We start from the raw sequence: 16,005 nt of genomic DNA on the forward strand, positions 1-16,005 counted from the left end.
ATGCCCGCGATCGGACTATGCCACGAAGCTGGATTGATCGCGGGCATGGCCCGCTCCTACACTGACCTGCCGTCACCCCTTCCCCGCCGGCCGCCGGAACAGGTTCTGAATACTGGAGAAATCCAATCGCCGGTTCTCCTCGCTGCTGCCGTGCAGCTGGTAGAGATTTTTCGCCAGCGCGCCGAGAGGGGTGGAAGAGGCGCTGCCGGCGGCGGTGTCCATCGCCAACCCCAGATCCTTGAGCATCAACGCCACTGAAAAACCGCCGGCGTAACCGCTGGAGGCGGGCACGCCGTCCATCACGCCCGGATAGGGATTGTATTTTTCCAGCGACCAGTTGCCACCGGAACTGGCGCGTATGATATCCGAGAGCACCTTGGGGTCCAGGCCGTTGTCCACCCCCATCTGCAGCGCCTCGGCGGTGCCGATCATATGGATCGCGAGCAGCATATTGTTACAGATCTTGGCGATCTGGCCGGCGCCGGCGGGGCCGGCGTGGAAGAGACTGGCCCCCATGGCGTCCAGCAGCGGCCGCGCCGCCTCCACCGCCTGGGTATCCCCTCCGCACATAAAGGACAGAGTTCCGGCGGCTGCCGCCGCGGTGCCGCCGGAGACTGGGGCGTCGATGGCGCGGATATCCCGGCTGGCCGCGGCGGCGATCAACTGGCGCGCGTCGTTGGCAGAGATGGTGGAGCTGTCGATTACCAGGGTCCGCGGATCGAGCGCCTGCAGCAGTCCCCGCGCACCCAGGTAGAGCCCTTTTACCGCATCGCCGGTGGTCAGCATGGAAATGACCGCATCGGCTCCCTGCACCGCCTGCTGCGCGCTCTCCCCGCGCTCACAACCGTTCTCCACCGCTTGTGCCAGCGCCGGTTCCGACAGATCGAAAGCGGTGACCCGGAAGCCGGCCTTGACCAGGTTGGCGGCCATGGGGCCGCCCATGTTGCCGAGGCCGATAAAAGAGACTTTCTCCACTGTGTTAACTCCCTTTTTGTTATGGTTCTGTGTTCCCCGTAGGAGCGGGCCATGCCCGCGATCGTACCAGCTTCGTAGCCAGTGCCGATCGCGGGCATGGGCGGATGGCCGCCCCCCCGCTCCTACAAGTCAAAAAGCGGATTCTGGGCCCAGGGAGGGACGAAGCATTTCTCCACCTCCTCCGGGGTAATCTCCTCCAGGCTGGCCGGCTGCCACCTGGGCTCGCGGTCCTTGTCGATCAGCAGAGCGCGCACGCCCTCCCTGAAGTGGCCGCTGGCGCAGAGGTTGACCGCCAATACCAGCTCCATGCGAAACACCTCGGCGAGGGACAGGTGGCGGCCCCGGCGCAGCTGCTCCCAGACAACCCAGGGCGTCAGCGGGGAACCCGCCGACAGGGTGGCGGCGGCCTTTTGCAGCCAGGGGTCCTCTCCTTTATAGCCGGTAATGGCCCGGCAGACCTCCGGCAGGCTGGCGTAGTCGGTGAGCGCCTGGATCTGGTCGAAGTGCTCGCGCAGCACCGATTTCGGGCGCTCCTCCCGGGGCAATTCCAGCTCCTTGAGACAGTCGCTCACCAGGCGATGGTCGGACTCCGCCGAGGCGGTATACGGCAGCGCTTCCAATCGCTCCAGGGCGGTCTCCCTGCCGCCGCTCGGCAGCAGGCGGTCCGCCAGCCCGGCAAACAGTGCATCGGCGCCGTTGAACTGGGCCCCGCTCAGGCCCAGGAAGAGGCCCAGGCGGCCGGGCATACGGCTCAGGAACCAGCTGCCGCCCACGTCCGGAAGCAGGCCGATGGTCACCTCGGGCATGGCCATGCGGGTGGTGTCGGTGGCGATCCGGTGGCTGGCGCCGGCCATAATGCCGATGCCCCCGCCCATCACTATGCCGCTTCCCCAGACCACGACGGGTTTCGTATAAGTGTGAATTTTGTGGTCCAGCCGGTATTCGCAGGAAAAGAACTCGGTGGTGTAGTCGTAGCGCGGCGCCTCGCCGTAGCCGCTGGACTCCCGGTAAAGGCTCACCACATCGCCGCCGGCGCAGAACCCCCGATCGCCGCTGCCGTCTATCCACACACAGGCCACGCTGTCATCCGCGGCCCAGTCGTCCAGTTGCCGGGACAGCAGCCGGATCATATCCAGGTTGAGCGCGTTCAGTGCTTTGGGCAAATTGAGAGTGGCGACTGCCAGGGCGCCGCGGCGGGAGAAGAGTACCGGAGAGTTCTGATCCATTTTTCTCTCTTAGGGTAAAAATTCCAATAGCAGTTAAACACAGATAGGCACCCGCGTCAGCTGCGCCGCCCTCGGCTGGCCGCCCGCAGCTAGCCGCCCACGACTGATTATCGGCGGGCTTTTGGCCAAAAGTGCCCGGTTGCACTTTTCCATCAACCTGATAAGTTGCGCGCAAATTCTGACCGATTCCAACTCTGTTTACTGGAACCTTAAATGGCCGAATACGTATACACCATGAACCGGGTGGGCAAGGTAGTGCCGCCCAAGCGCGAAATTCTCAAGGACATCTCCCTGTCCTTCTTCCCCGGCGCCAAGATCGGCGTGCTGGGCCTGAACGGCGCCGGCAAATCCACCCTGCTGCGCATCATGGCCGGCGTGGACCAGGACTATAACGGCGAGGCCCGGGCCATGCCCGGGATCAAGGTGGGCTACCTGCCCCAGGAGCCGCAGCTGGACCCGGCCAAGGATGTGCGCGGCAACGTCGAGGACGGCATGCGCGAGGCTATCGACGCGCTGGCCGGGCTGGAACAGGTCTACGCCGACTACGCCGAGCCGGATGCCGACTTCGACGCCCTGGCCAAGAAACAGCAGCAGTTCGAGGACATCATCCAGGCCTGGGACGCCCACAACCTGGAGCACCGCCTGGAAGTGGCCGCCGACGCCCTGCGCCTGCCGCCCTGGGACGCAGACGTGAACAACCTCTCCGGCGGCGAGAAGCGCCGTGTGGCCCTGTGCCGCCTGCTGCTGTCGCGCCCGGACATGCTGCTGCTGGACGAGCCCACCAACCACCTGGACGCGGAGAGCGTCTACTGGCTGGAGCGCTTCCTGCACGACTTCAACGGCACCGTGGTGGCCATCACCCACGACCGCTACTTCCTCGACAATGTGGCCGGCTGGATCCTGGAACTGGACCGCGGCCACGGTATTCCCTGGGAGGGCAACTACACCACCTGGCTGGAGCAGAAGGAAAAGCGCCTGGCACAGGAGCAGCGCGGCGAGCAGGCCCGCGCCAAGGCCATGCAGAAAGAACTGGAGTGGGCGCGCCAGAATCCCAAGGGCCGCCAGTCCAAAAACAAGGCGCGCCTCGCGCGCCTGGAGGAGATGCAGTCCCAGGATTTCCAGGCCCGCAACGAGACCAACGAGATCTACATCCCGCCCGGCGAGCGCCTGGGGGACAACGTGATCGAATTCGAGAGTGTGAACAAGGGCTTCGGCGACCGCCTGCTGATCGAAAACCTGTCCTTCCGCGTGCCCAACGGCGCGATCGTGGGCATCGTCGGCGGCAACGGCGCGGGCAAATCCACCCTGTTCCGCATGATCAACGGTACCGAGCAGCCGGACAGCGGTAATATCAAGATCGGAGAGACGGTACAGGTCGCCTACGTCGAGCAGGGCCGCGAAAACCTGGACGACAACAAGACCGTGTGGGAAGCCATTTCCGACGGCCACGATATGCTGAAGATCAACAACTACGAAGTGGGCTCGCGCAACTACGTCGGGCGCTTCAACTTCAAGGGCAGCGACCAGCAAAAACGCGTGGGCGAACTCTCCGGTGGCGAGCGCGGCCGTTTGCACCTGGCGTACACGTTAAAGCAGGGCGCCAACGTGCTGCTGCTGGACGAACCCTCCAACGACCTGGACATCGAAACCCTGCGCGCGCTGGAGGAAGCCCTGCTCAACTTCCCCGGCTGCGCCCTGGTGATCTCCCACGACCGCTGGTTCCTGGACCGGGTGGCCACCCATATCCTCGCTTACGAGGGCGGGAGCGAAGCGGTCTTCTTCGAGGGCAACTACACCGAGTACCACGAGGACTTCATCCAGCGCAAAGGCGAAGAGGCCACGCCGCACCGGATGCAGTACAAGAAACTCAAAACCTGATAAAAACAAGCCCGCGCAATGCGGGCTTTGTTTATCCCGGGAACGCCGAGCTTTTAGTTTTGGGGCGCTGAAGGCTCCAGCTCCGCATCCGAGCCGCAGCCCCCCCTGGGAACGCCGAGCTCCAGCTCGGCAAGCGGGCCGCAGGGCCGCCCCCTATGAACTCAGCCAAAAACACAAAACACCATGCATATCTCCGCCCTCTACCACTTCCCCGTCAAATCCCTGCAGGGCCACCGCGGCGAATCCCTGACCCTGGACCGCTTCGGCGCCGTCGGGGATCGCCGCTGGATGCTGGTGGACAGCGACAACCAATTCGTCACCCAGCGCCGCCTGCGCACTATGGCCAGGCTGCGGGCCACCGCCACCGGGGCCGGGGTCAGCATCCGCAACGAGAACGGCGATACTATCGAGGTATCCCGGCCGGACGGCTCCGCCCCATTGCGCCAGGTGCGCGTCTGGAGAGACACCTGCACCGCCCGCGACGCCGGCAACAGCGCCGCCGAATGGCTGAGTGAGCAGTTGCAGACCCCGGTGCGCCTGGTTGCCATGGGCAGCGAATACCGCCGCCCCCTGCCACCTCCCCGCGGCGGTATCCAGGTGGGCTTCGCCGACGGCGCGCCGTTGCTGCTGATCGGCCAGGCATCCCTGGACGATCTCAACGGGCGCCTGGAGGAACCGGTATCCATGCTGCGTTTCCGCCCCAACCTGGTCATCGAAGGCAGCAAGCCCTTTGCCGAAGATGACTGGCGCCTGATCCGCATTCACACCGCTGGGGGTCCGCTGGAACTGGAGGGCACCCACCCCTGCAGCCGCTGCGCGATCCCCGGACTGGACCCGGACACCGGCCAGCCCACCAAGGAACCGTTGCGCACCCTGGCGCGCTACCGGCGCGGTGAGGACGGCCAGGTCTACTTTGGTCAGAACCTGGCGCCGCGCCTTAGCGACCCGGCGGGAGCCACCGTAAAGCTGGGAGACCAAGTGGAAGTCGAGTAACCGAACCCACGGGCGCTCTCATTCAATCGGAAATGGACAATCTTCCACGGCGCAGCGGATTAGCCGGTCTGGTAAGCTTAAGGGGACACGAATTCCACCGGAGCCCTCTCATGCGACTCGACCGCATCACCATAGATCCCGCCGTAATGAACGGCCAGCCCTGCATACGCGGAATGCGACTTACCGTACGCCGCGTTCTCGAAGCCCTCGCCACCTACTCCAATTGGGAAGAGGTTATCGCCGAATACCCCGGCCTCGAAAAAGAGGACATCCGCCAAGCACTGGAGCTGGCAGCCCATAATCTGGACGACGAAGTGATCAAGCTGGGGGCAGCTTGAGCAAACTCCTGCTTGACCAGGGTATCCCCTTTTCCGCAGCCAGCCTCCTGGCAGCAGCAGGCTGGGATGCCATTCATGTAAGTTCGGTGGGCATGCAGAGGGCAAGCGATCGAGAAATACTGGACTACTCAGCGGACAAGGGCCGTATCTGCGTTACACTGGATGCAGATTTCCATATGCTGCTCGCTGTCAATGATTTGCACGCACCCTCGGTAATCCGCATACGCAGAGAAGGATTAAAGGGAGCGGATGTAGCACAGCTCCTGCTCGATATCTGGCCCATAATCGGCGAGAAGCTGCGGAACGGCGAAGGCGCCATGATTACGGTTAACGACAAGAATATCCGAGTGCGCTATCTACCGGTTTCAAAAATCCACTCCTGAACCGAAAGGTACTAGGAGCGGAAAGTGCCAGTTCAGGGGACGAGCCACGGCAGGCTCCACCGCTCACCCAGAAAGCAAATCCCTTAAGGCCAACCCCGCTGCTTAGCGTCCAGGCGCCCGCCACAATATACTTAAACAGAATTGAAGGGAGGGATCACTGCGCCAGAGGGGCATCATTTATGAGCATTACCCGCTACTGCGCGGAACTGCTGGAGGCCGCCAGTCGATACCATGTTAGTTATGGCGACCGTCTCGCCAATCACCTGCCAATGGTGCTGATCGCCCTGGACAAGATGGGCGCCAGCCGCAGGCAACTGAAGCGCGCCTTCGAACGCTGCATTCCCTACCTGGAAAGACCGCAACTGCCACCGCCAGCCCCGTCCGTCCGTATCGCCGAATGCCGCAACCGGGAGGAACTCTATCCCAGCGCCCTGCGCTACTATGAGTTGCAGATAAAGGAACACGACATCGAGGAATGCCTGCGCCGCGAGCTGCCGCCACTGCTCCCGGCCATCGCCACCGCCGCCTTCCACCCGCTGATCCGCACCGCCTACGGCATAGACGCAGAGCACCAACAGGAAATCGCTACCGGGCTGGCCTACTGGAACCTGGAATACCACACACTGCTGGCCAGCAGGGAACAGATCCCGGTGCCCGCCAGGGAAATACCACCGCTACTGGCAGAGCGCTATCCGCTGATCTCCCTGGCACCGGGAAATATTTCCGACCATATGTTTTCGGTGACACAGCAGCACGGGTGGTTGGATACCCCGATACAACCGGAGCAATTGGCACTGGAGGATATTGCACGGGTGGCCATCGATGCCTATCGGGGCACCGGGGATTTCACCCTGCTGCACGGGGTAACCGGATGCCATGCTCTGCGGCTGGTATTGCCCTATTGCCCGGAACCTGAACCCGCATTGCGCTATTTCTGGACAGGATTTGTGGCGGCTTATTTAAGTACCGGGCCGAAAGAGATCCAGGTACCGACGGAAACCGGAGATATTCCAAGCTGGAAGGAAATCAGAAAAAAAGCCCGCCTCAGCAGCGACGATCATGTGGTGAAATTGGCTTACAGCTGCTCCCGGGAGTTTGAGCAATACGGCCTTGAAGATTACCGCTACGCAGCGGCCCACGCCGTAAACCATATAAAAAAGCCCCGGGCCGCCTGATCCTTAGAGCCTGTTTGAAGTGTAACTACTCACCCTGTAGGAGCGGCGGGGGGCCGGGTGTGGTACCGATTGGCGTAATCCCACCCATTTTCCCAAGACCGATGGGTGAACAGCCACCCATTTCGACACCAGCCCGCGGCTTGGTTTCTTCTCTAATACTTTGATTTCTATAGAGAAAAAGAGAAATTTCAGCAGCTGGTATGGCTCTTGCTCTTACCACAGGTACCCGGTCGCCATAACAACGCCAACGCACCGGGTATCTAATAACAAATACCGGGAGAGCAATGATGAGAATAATTCGCCTGCCATTGGCCCTGAGTGCCACTTCCCTCTGCCTGCTGGCCGCCACCCCCGCCTTCGCGGAAGACGGTCTTTGGGAAGACGGCAGCGTCAACGCCAAGGTCCGCGGCATCCATTTTGACCGCGACTACGAAAACGACAGCAAGGACCGCGAACAGTCGGCGATGGGCCTGGAACTGGGTTACAGCTCGGGCCACCTGGGAAACCTGATCGGCTTTGATGTGACCGGCTACCACGTGCAGGAACTGGCCTCCTCCGGCGCGGTGAGCAATGACATACTCACCCGCACCAACGACGGCGAGCTGGACAACGCTTTCTCCAAGATTGGCCAGGCCTACCTGAAACTCAACCTCGCCGACCGCGTGAGCGCGAAAATCGGCCGCCAGGTGGTCAAGACCATGCTGCTCTCCTCCTCCGGAACGCGCGCCATTCCCAGCTCCTACAGCGGCGTCAGCATCAATGGAAAGCTGGCCGATTTCGAACTCTACGGCGTGCGTGTCGACCAGTGGTCCAGCCGGCACGACGATCACTTCGAAGGTTTCCGCACGGATATTACCGAAACCGGCGCCATAGACTACATCAGCGTCTTCGGCGCCAAATATCAACGCGGCAACTTCACCGCCGGGGTCGAACAGCTGAACAGCAAGGATTACCTGCAAAAACGCGGCCTGCGCCTCGGTTACCAGCTGCCGCTGGGGGATTCCAGTCTCGAGCTGAGCGGTGGTTATTTCACTTCCGACGACGACGGCGAACTTTTCGCAGTCGGCGCCGAAAAAGGCGAAATGGACTATGCCGACGGCGTCGAACCGGAGAACCACGCTCGCGCTGCCTATGTCGACGCGGAGTGGAAACGCGGCAACCTGACCCTGGGCGGCGCCTTTACCGCGATCCGCGACGATGTCTGGCTCGAGGACAACTTCACCGGCGACCACGGCCGCAACCCCTTTCCCACCCGCTCGGTCATCGCACCCGACCTGACCGGGAAAAATGAAGATATCTGGCAGCTGCGCACGGCCTACAACTGGACGGACCTGGTTCCCGGACTTACCACCAAGCTGAGCTACACCTGCGGCGAAGGTGCGGAGAACACCGTGGATAAATCTCTGGGCATAGCCGACGAGTGGTATACGGAGCTGGATGTCAAATGGAGCCTACCCAACGTGAAAGGCCTGAGCCTTCGCTGGATTGCCCACGACTACCACTCGGATGAAACGGGCACGGTCGCGCAGGTCAAGGAGGACGAGTTCGATAACCGCTTCTACATGGACTACGTCTACAAATTCTGACCGGCCCCGCAACCATAGCAATAAACAACGCGATAGAGAGGAAACATTATGTCCATTCGCAACCTGATCAAAGCAGGCGCAGCCACCGTATTGTGCGCCTTCAGCCTCACAGCGTTTTCCGCCCCGATCGAAATCAAATTTTCCCACGTCGTGGCAGAGAATACTCCCAAGGGCCAGATGGCCATTCACTTCAAGGAGCTGGTGGAAAAGCGCTTCCCCGGCCGGGTGTCTGTCCAGGTATTCCCCAATGCCCAGCTGTTCGGCGACAACAAGGTACTGGAGGCACTGCTGCTCGGTGACGTGCAACTGGCCGCGCCCTCGGTATCGAAATTCCAGAAATTTACCGACCAGCTGCAGGTGTTCGACCTGCCGTTTCTGTTCCAGGACATGGAAGCCGTGGACCGCTTCCAGCAAAGCCCGGCGGGCCAGAAAATACTGGGTTCGTTGGAGAAAAAAGGGCTGGTCGGCCTCGGCTACCTGCACAACGGCATGAAACAGCTGAGCGCCAACTCCCCCATCCGTGAACCCCGGGATGCCGAGGGCAGGAAATTCCGTATCATGACCTCGGACGTGCTAGCCGCCCAATTCGAAACCGTCGATGCCATTCCCGTGAAGAAGCCTTTCTCCGAAGTATTCACCTTACTGCAGACCAAGGCTATCGACGGGCAGGAGAACAGCTGGTCGAATATCTACTCCAAGAAATTCTTTGAAGTCCAGCCCTATATCACCGAAACCAATCACGGGGTTCTCGACTATCTGGTGGTCACTTCCGCCGAGTTCTGGCAAGGCCTGCCGGACGACTTGCGCCCGGAAATCGAGAAGGCACTGGATGAATCCATTGCCTATGGCAACAAGATAGCTGACCTCAAGGGCCAGGAGGACAAAGAAGCCATCATAGCCTCCGGCCAGACCAAAGTGTTACCACTGACCGCCGGCCAGCGTGAGCAATGGGTAGAGAGCATGCGGCCGGTATGGAAGCAGTTCGAAAAGCAGATCGGACGGGACCTGATTGCCGCCGCGGTAGCATCCAATCAATAGCTGCACATCTCCGCAACAGAGATCGTAGGGTGCGCCGTGCGCACCGGAAAGCGCGGAAGCCCGCACCGACTCAAACGGTGCGCACGGCGCACCCTACAGCTATTTGGTTACCGGGTTAATAGCGGGCCGGCACAGCCTGGAGAATTTATAGTCGTGATTATAAAAAACTTTATCGAGCGCCTTGAAGAAGGGTGCATCAGTGCACTGCTGGTTGCCATGACCCTGCTGGTCTTTGTCGAAGTCGTGTTGCGTTTCGGATTCGGCGTCGGTGTCATGTGGATCGGAGAACTCACCCTGACAGTATCAGCCTGGTTCGTGCTTTTCGGCATGTCCTACGGTCTGAAAATCGGCGCCCATATCGGCGTGGACGCCCTGGTGCGCCTCCTCCCCCGCACCGGGCGCCGCATTTGTACCGCCATCGCCGTACTGATCTGCCTGACCTACTGCGGCCTGATTATGTACGGGGGGTGGGTTTACGTGGACAAACTGCACATGATCGGATTGGAAATGGAAGACCTGCCTCTGCCGAAGTGGTCGGTCACCAGCATACTACTGTTCGGATTCGGCCTTATGGCCCTGCGCCTGTTACACCTGTTGTGGGAAATTATCAGCGGTACAGCTGACGGCTTCAGCCGCACCGACGAAGTGAAAGAGAGTCTGCAACTGGCAGACAAGGAAAACACTACTCTCGATCGCCCCTCCCCGAAACTTAATGCCGCACTGGCCGAGGGCGCCTGAACATGACTATTGCAACTCTCTTCCTGGTACTTTTCATCTGCATGCTGCTGGGCATGCCCATTGCCATTGCCCTGGGGTTTTCCAGCGTATTGACCATCCTGATATTTTCCAACGACTCACTGGCATCGGTCGCGCTGAAATTCTTTGAAGCCACCTCCGAGCACTACACGCTGCTCGCCATTCCGTTCTTCATTCTGTCATCGGCATTCCTGTCCACCGGCGGCGTGGCCCGCCGGATGATCAATTTTGCGATGGATTCGATCGGGCATATTCGCGGAGGCTTGGCAATGGCCTCCGTTCTGGCCTGTATGCTCTTTGCCGCCGTATCCGGCTCTTCCCCCGCTACGGTAGCGGCAATCGGCTCCATCGTCATTGCCGGCATGGTACGGGCCGGCTATCCCGAAAAGTACGCCGCCGGTGTGATCGCCAACGCGGGAACTCTGGGAATCCTGATCCCGCCATCCATCGTCATGCTGGTCTACGCCGCCGCCACAGAGGTCTCGGCCGCAAGGCTGTTTATGGCCGGGCTGATCCCCGGGCTGATGATGGGGGGCATTCTGATGATCGCCATCTATATTCTGGCCCGCATCAAAAAGCTGCCTTCGCGCCCCTTCCCTGGCATCGGCCAGCTCTCCCGCTCCGGCATCAAGGCCCTGGGCGGCCTGATGCTGATCATCATCGTGCTCGGCTCCATCTACGGCGGTGTGGCGAGCCCCACCGAAGCGGCTGCCGTGGCCGCCGTATACGCCTTTTTTGTGGCCGTCGTGGGCTACCGCGATATCGGCCCCCTCAAGGGGGTCCCCTGGCGTAAGACGGGAGAGTCCTTTAGCCGGACGCTGTATCGCAATATCGGCGGCATCGCCCTGGCCCTCCCCCGCGCCAGCACGGACGAAGAAGTCAGGAAAGTACTGCTGGACGCCGCCAAAGTCTCGCTGATGCTGCTGTTCATCATCGCCAACGCCATGCTGTTTGCCCACGTACTGACCACGGAGCGCATCCCCCACGCCATCGCCGAAACCATTATTCAGTGGGGACTGCCGGCCTGGGGCTTTCTGATTATCGTCAACATCCTGCTGCTGATGGCCGGGAACTTTATGGAGCCTACGGCCATTCTGCTGATTCTGGCCCCGATCCTGTTTCCAATCGCCACCCAGTTGGGAATCGATCCCATCCATCTGGGAATCATCATGGTGGTGAACATGGAGATCGGCATGCTGACGCCACCAGTGGGCCTGAACCTCTTTGTGACCGCCGGTATTACCAACCGCGGGATCGGCTGGGTGATCGGTGCCGCCGCTCCCTGGCTGGCATTGTTGCTGCTGTTTCTGTTATTAATCACCTATGTACCGCAAATCTCGCTGGTACTGCCCGGGTATTTCGGCTATTCGGGGGGTGGCTAACCCTCGCCAGACCCGGCCGGAAGAAGGAAAAGGACCCAGCTGTCCATGCCCTCCCGAACCGGGCGGCCTTTTTACTGACTCAAGTTTCGGGGTTCGAGGACCTGTAAAGGCGAAAACCGGGGGAGCGCTTCCGGGACAGCCGTAGGGTGCGCCGTGCGCACCAATAAGCTTGGGGCTCCCACCAGCCCTGGAGCGGTGCGCACGGCGCACTCTACGGTTGAACCCCGAAACTGGAGTTACTGATAGATTACGGTGACGAAATGCTTTATCCGGGTAACTACTCCCTCCCTGTAGGAGCGGCCGCTCCTACAGAGCAATATCGTCACCGCCGAGTGAACACAGCCAGAGTGACCACAACCCGCACCTACATTCTACGTATTCTTGTCTCCACCCTGGCAGTGGTGGGATTTCTGCTGACGCTGTTTATCACCCAGCGCCTGGGCACCGCCGCAACGTTTCGGAGGCTGCAGTGGGAATCGGACTTTCAGCTGCAGAACTTCACGGCCTACCTGGAAGGCGCATTGGGCAGATATGAAGCTATCCCCCAGGTACTTTCCACCAACACCCTGCTTCAGAACCTGCTGCAGAAGCCGACTGCCTCGCTACAGAATGAAGCAAATATCTACCTCCAGGAAGTTGAAGGTATTACCGGTGCATCCGATATTTACCTGATGGACCCGGGGGGCGACGTCGTCGCCGCCAGCAACTGGCAAAAGCCTACCAGTTTTGTCGGTAAAAACTTTTCCTTTCGCCCCTACTTCACACAGGCCAAAAACGGGTTTTTCGGCCGCTATTACGCTCTCGGCACCACCTCCGGATTGCGCGGCTATTACTATGCCGCTCCACTAACTGTCGATAATGATGTGATAGGGGTCATCGTCACAAAGATAAACATCCAGAACCTGGAAAGGGAATGGCTGCGCGCCGCAAGGGGAGGCAACTTCAAATACCTGGTAATCGACAACAACGGGATTATTTTCTTTTCATCCGAACCCGACTGGATATTGCATGCCCTCTACCCGCTAACGGCGGACCAGCGCCGTGAGCTGGCCACAAATCAGCAGTATGCGGGAACGACTATAGGCCAGCTGGACGTAACTGAAGCGCGGCCGACAAGCTTTCCCTCCAGAGAAGGATCTCAACTGCTCGATTTCGGAAGCACCCGGGAGAGGAGGGCCCGCTTTCTGGCCCAATCCAAGTCCATGCCCGTAGTCGGCTGGCGGGCCGTTACATTGACAACCCTTGAAGAAGTCCGGCGCCAGCGCTTTATCCTGCTCTTGACCGCTGCGGCCTGCTACCTGCTTGTGGTCATGGTATTGCTTTACCTCCGCAAGCGCGCCAAAACTCTCAAGTTACTGCAGCGTTCCCGCCACGAACTGGAAAGCCTGGTCCGCAAACGCACGGAGGCCCTGACAACCACCAACCGGCGCCTGGTTGCCGAAGTGGAGGAGAAGGAAAAGGCACGGCTGATGTTAAAGCACGCCCAGGACGAATTGATACAAACCGCCAAGATGGCGGTAATAGGAAGTCTGTCGGCCAGTATCAACCACGAACTCAACCAACCGCTGGCTGCATTGCGCAGCTATGCACAGACAGCAGTCACACTCCTGGACCGGGACAATACAGACAAAGCCCGGGAAAACCTGCTGCAGATCAATGCCCTCAGCGAGCGCATGGGAAAAATTATTGCGCAGTATAAGGAGTTCTCGCGAAATAGCCCGGGCAGGCTCAGCCCCATCGACCTGCGTGAAAGTGTGCGGGGCGCCATGGCCATTATGCACAGGACCTACCGGAATGCTGGGATCGATTGCCACCTGCGCTTCCATGACGAACAGCTTATCGTACTCGGGGATATGGTCCGTCTCGAACAGGTTATCGTTAACGTCCTGTCGAACGCCATGCAGGCAGTGGAAAATCAAGATCAAAAGACGCTCAATATAGAATCCTGGCGCGAGGATAACCGGATCATTATCGAATTCCACGATTCCGGACCCGGTATTATGGAGAGCAACCTGAAGCGTATATTCGAGCCCTTCTTCACCACCAAGAGCGAAGACCGGGGCCTGGGTCTGGGTCTGTCCATTTCCTACCAGATTATCGAATCCATGCAGGGCGAATTGAGCGCGCGCAACCACCCCGACGGGGGAGCAGTTTTCCGTATACAACTGCCCGCGGCCAAAACCAATAACCGGAGAGGCGAAAGCCAATGAACCCAGAGTCCACCACCTCACCGAGCGGTCCAATCGCTTATGTCGATGATGAAGAGTACATCCGCGACGCGGTCAGACAGCTGCTGGAGCTACACGACTATACGGTGGAAACCTTCGACTCAGCCGAAAAGGTACTCCCGAAGCTGACACCTGAATGGCCCGGAATTTTGATCAGCGATATCAATATGCCGGGCATGGATGGCCTCGCGCTGACAGAACACACACTGAAAATCGACCGGGGGCTGCCGGTGATACTACTGACCGGTTACGGCGATATCTCCATGGCCGTCAATGCCATCCGTAACGGCGCTTACGATTTTATTGAAAAACCATTTGATAACGAACACCTGCTGGAAGTAGTACACCGGGCACTGGAAAAGCGTCAACTCACACTGGAAAACCGTAAACTCAAGGCGGAGGTGGAGAACTTCGCCGCCCCCGGCCCCCGTATTCTCGGCAATACCCCCGCCATTCGCCAAATGCGGGAACTTATCCACCAGGTACTGGACACTCCCGCCGATATTCTACTGTTTGGCGAGACCGGAACCGGCAAGGACCTCGTAGCCCGCTATCTGCACGACCACAGCGCCCGCCGGGACAAAAACTTTGTCGCCATCAACTGCGGCGCCCTGCCGGAAAGTATCATCGAGAGCGAGCTGTTCGGCTACGAGGCCGGGGCCTTTACCGGCGCCGACAAACGCCGCATCGGCAAATTCGAGTACGCCAACGGCGGCACTCTGTTCCTCGACGAAATCGAAAGTATGCCGCTGACGCTGCAGGTAAAACTGCTCCGCGTTCTGGAAGAGCGCCAGGTTGAGCGCTTGGGAAGTAACCAGCAGATCCCCCTGGATATCCGCGTCATTGCCGCCACCAAAGAGGATCTACTCGCCCTGAGCGATTCCGGAAAATTCCGCCGCGACCTCTACTACCGCCTCAACCTGGTCACCATCCCCATACCGCCACTGCGGGAACGCAGGGAGGATGTTCCGCTCCTGTTCCAGCACTTCGCCCTGGTGGCATCGGCCCGCCACCATCGCGAGCTGATTCCCCTGAATGCGGAAACCATGGCACGGCTAAAAAGCCAGGAGTGGTCTGGGAATGTGCGCGAGTTGCGCAATCTGGCTGAGCGGTATGTGCTTCTCGGGGCAAGTGCGCTGAACGGCGGTACTTCGTTTGCAGATTCGCGAGATGATCTGCATGGTCAGCAAACACTGCAAGAGCGTGTTGAACTGTTCGAGTGCTCTCTGATCGAGGAGACATTGCGGCGTCACCAAGGATCCATCAAGGACAGCATGGTAAGCCTGGGGCTACCTCGCAAGACGCTTTATGACAAGATGAAGAAGTATGGGTTGGAGCGGAGGGATTTTGTTTCCGATACCGGAGACCGTTGATGCCTATTAAGGCTTACAAGACACCTGACTGTCAGTGTTATCCTGTTGACCCAAAGTACCACTGACAGAGGAGGCAATCGCCATGGCCCTAACCCCTTCCTCCATGATCCCTCTCGGCAGCCCCATGCCCGATTTCTCCCTTCCCGATCCGGCGGGAAACATTCACTACAGTCGGGATCTCCCCGGGCAACCTGTACTGGTCGCCTTTATCTGCAACCACTGCCCCTACGTAAAGCATATCGCCCCCGCTCTGTCCGAATTTGCACGAGAGTACCAGAAGGCAGGATTGACCATACTGGCAATCAATAGCAATGACTTCGCAAACTACCCGGATGACAGCCCGGAGAAAATGCGGGAGGAAATTGCCGCCCGGGGCTATGTATTCCCTTACCTGGTGGACGAAACCCAGGAAGTGGCGCGGGCGTTCGATGCGGCCTGTACGCCGGATTTCTTTTTGTTTGATAAGAATAGGAAGCTGGTGTACCGCGGACAATTCGACGACAGCCGGCCGGGTAACAATGAGCCGGTCAATGGGCGGGATCTGCGTGCGGCGGTGGATACGGTGCTGGCGGGGGAGCGGCCGGACGAGGATCAGGTTCCTTCTATGGGTTGCAATATCAAGTGGAAGTGATTGGGTAGGAGCGGCGGGGCGGCCATGAGCGGATGGCCGCCCC

The 16,005-nt window shown here is 59.9% G+C and carries 14 protein-coding genes; 12 read left to right on the forward strand and 2 right to left on the reverse strand.

Going from position 1 to position 16,005, the window contains the following annotated elements:
• Nucleotides 1–72: 72 nt before the first annotated feature.
• Nucleotides 73–975 carry a 3-hydroxyisobutyrate dehydrogenase gene (mmsB, locus tag ACRC0P_RS05215; RefSeq protein WP_438628726.1) on the reverse strand — a complete coding sequence of 301 codons (903 nt, stop codon included), beginning with the start codon at nucleotides 973–975 and terminating at the stop codon, nucleotides 73–75.
• 122 nt (nucleotides 976–1,097) lie between these two features.
• The gene (locus tag ACRC0P_RS05220) at nucleotides 1,098–2,201 is read right to left on the reverse strand and encodes an enoyl-CoA hydratase/isomerase family protein (protein WP_438628727.1); all 1,104 of its coding nucleotides are present in this window, start codon (nucleotides 2,199–2,201) and stop codon (nucleotides 1,098–1,100) included.
• Between the two features lie 213 nt (nucleotides 2,202–2,414).
• Between ACRC0P_RS05220 and ettA the strand changes: the two genes are divergently transcribed.
• The 12 genes from ettA to ACRC0P_RS05280 all read left to right on the forward strand — a co-directional run bounded on the left by ettA (nucleotide 2,415) and on the right by ACRC0P_RS05280 (nucleotide 15,962).
• Nucleotides 2,415–4,079 carry an energy-dependent translational throttle protein EttA gene (gene ettA, locus ACRC0P_RS05225; RefSeq protein WP_438628728.1) on the forward strand — a complete coding sequence of 555 codons (1,665 nt, stop codon included), beginning with the start codon at nucleotides 2,415–2,417 and terminating at the stop codon, nucleotides 4,077–4,079.
• A 183-nt stretch (nucleotides 4,080–4,262) separates the two neighbouring features.
• Complete coding sequence (locus ACRC0P_RS05230) at nucleotides 4,263–5,072, forward strand: MOSC domain-containing protein (protein WP_438628729.1); 810 nt, start codon at nucleotides 4,263–4,265, stop codon at nucleotides 5,070–5,072.
• A gap of 110 nt (nucleotides 5,073–5,182) precedes the next feature.
• Nucleotides 5,183–5,410 (forward strand): DUF433 domain-containing protein, encoded by a 228-nt coding sequence (locus ACRC0P_RS05235; protein ID WP_438628730.1) that lies wholly within the window; start codon nucleotides 5,183–5,185, stop codon nucleotides 5,408–5,410.
• A complete protein-coding gene (locus ACRC0P_RS05240; RefSeq protein WP_438628731.1) occupies nucleotides 5,407–5,793 on the forward strand; it encodes a DUF5615 family PIN-like protein in 387 nt (128 codons plus the stop codon). The genes ACRC0P_RS05235 and ACRC0P_RS05240 overlap by 4 nt, the downstream gene beginning before the upstream one ends.
• Nucleotides 5,794–5,972: 179 nt before the next feature.
• Nucleotides 5,973–6,968 (forward strand): questin oxidase family protein, encoded by a 996-nt coding sequence (locus ACRC0P_RS05245; protein ID WP_438628732.1) that lies wholly within the window; start codon nucleotides 5,973–5,975, stop codon nucleotides 6,966–6,968.
• Nucleotides 6,969–7,252: 284 nt separating this feature from the next.
• On the forward strand, nucleotides 7,253–8,554 hold the full coding sequence (locus tag ACRC0P_RS05250; protein WP_438628733.1) for an OprD family outer membrane porin: 1,302 nt from the start codon (nucleotides 7,253–7,255) through the stop codon (nucleotides 8,552–8,554).
• A 48-nt stretch (nucleotides 8,555–8,602) separates the two neighbouring features.
• Nucleotides 8,603–9,592: a TRAP transporter substrate-binding protein gene (locus ACRC0P_RS05255; RefSeq protein ID WP_438628734.1), complete on the forward strand. Its 990-nt coding sequence runs from the start codon at nucleotides 8,603–8,605 to the stop codon at nucleotides 9,590–9,592.
• Between the two features lie 153 nt (nucleotides 9,593–9,745).
• Nucleotides 9,746–10,330, forward strand: a complete 585-nt coding sequence (locus ACRC0P_RS05260) for a TRAP transporter small permease (protein ID WP_438628735.1) — start codon at nucleotides 9,746–9,748, stop codon at nucleotides 10,328–10,330.
• Between the two features lie 2 nt (nucleotides 10,331–10,332).
• On the forward strand, nucleotides 10,333–11,730 hold the full coding sequence (locus ACRC0P_RS05265; RefSeq protein WP_438628736.1) for a TRAP transporter large permease: 1,398 nt from the start codon (nucleotides 10,333–10,335) through the stop codon (nucleotides 11,728–11,730).
• A gap of 347 nt (nucleotides 11,731–12,077) precedes the next feature.
• Nucleotides 12,078–13,940 (forward strand): sensor histidine kinase, encoded by a 1,863-nt coding sequence (locus tag ACRC0P_RS05270; protein WP_438628737.1) that lies wholly within the window; start codon nucleotides 12,078–12,080, stop codon nucleotides 13,938–13,940.
• On the forward strand, nucleotides 13,937–15,331 hold the full coding sequence (locus ACRC0P_RS05275) for a sigma-54-dependent transcriptional regulator (RefSeq protein WP_438628738.1): 1,395 nt from the start codon (nucleotides 13,937–13,939) through the stop codon (nucleotides 15,329–15,331). Before ACRC0P_RS05270 ends, ACRC0P_RS05275 begins: the two co-directional genes overlap by 4 nt.
• 82 nt (nucleotides 15,332–15,413) lie before the next feature.
• Entirely contained in the window at nucleotides 15,414–15,962 is a 549-nt protein-coding gene (locus ACRC0P_RS05280) for a thioredoxin family protein (RefSeq protein WP_438628739.1), read from the forward strand.
• Nucleotides 15,963–16,005 lie beyond the last annotated feature (43 nt).

Origin of the sequence: Microbulbifer sp., assembly GCF_051659245.1 — a bacterium.
Taxonomy (GTDB): domain Bacteria; phylum Pseudomonadota; class Gammaproteobacteria; order Pseudomonadales; family Cellvibrionaceae; genus Microbulbifer.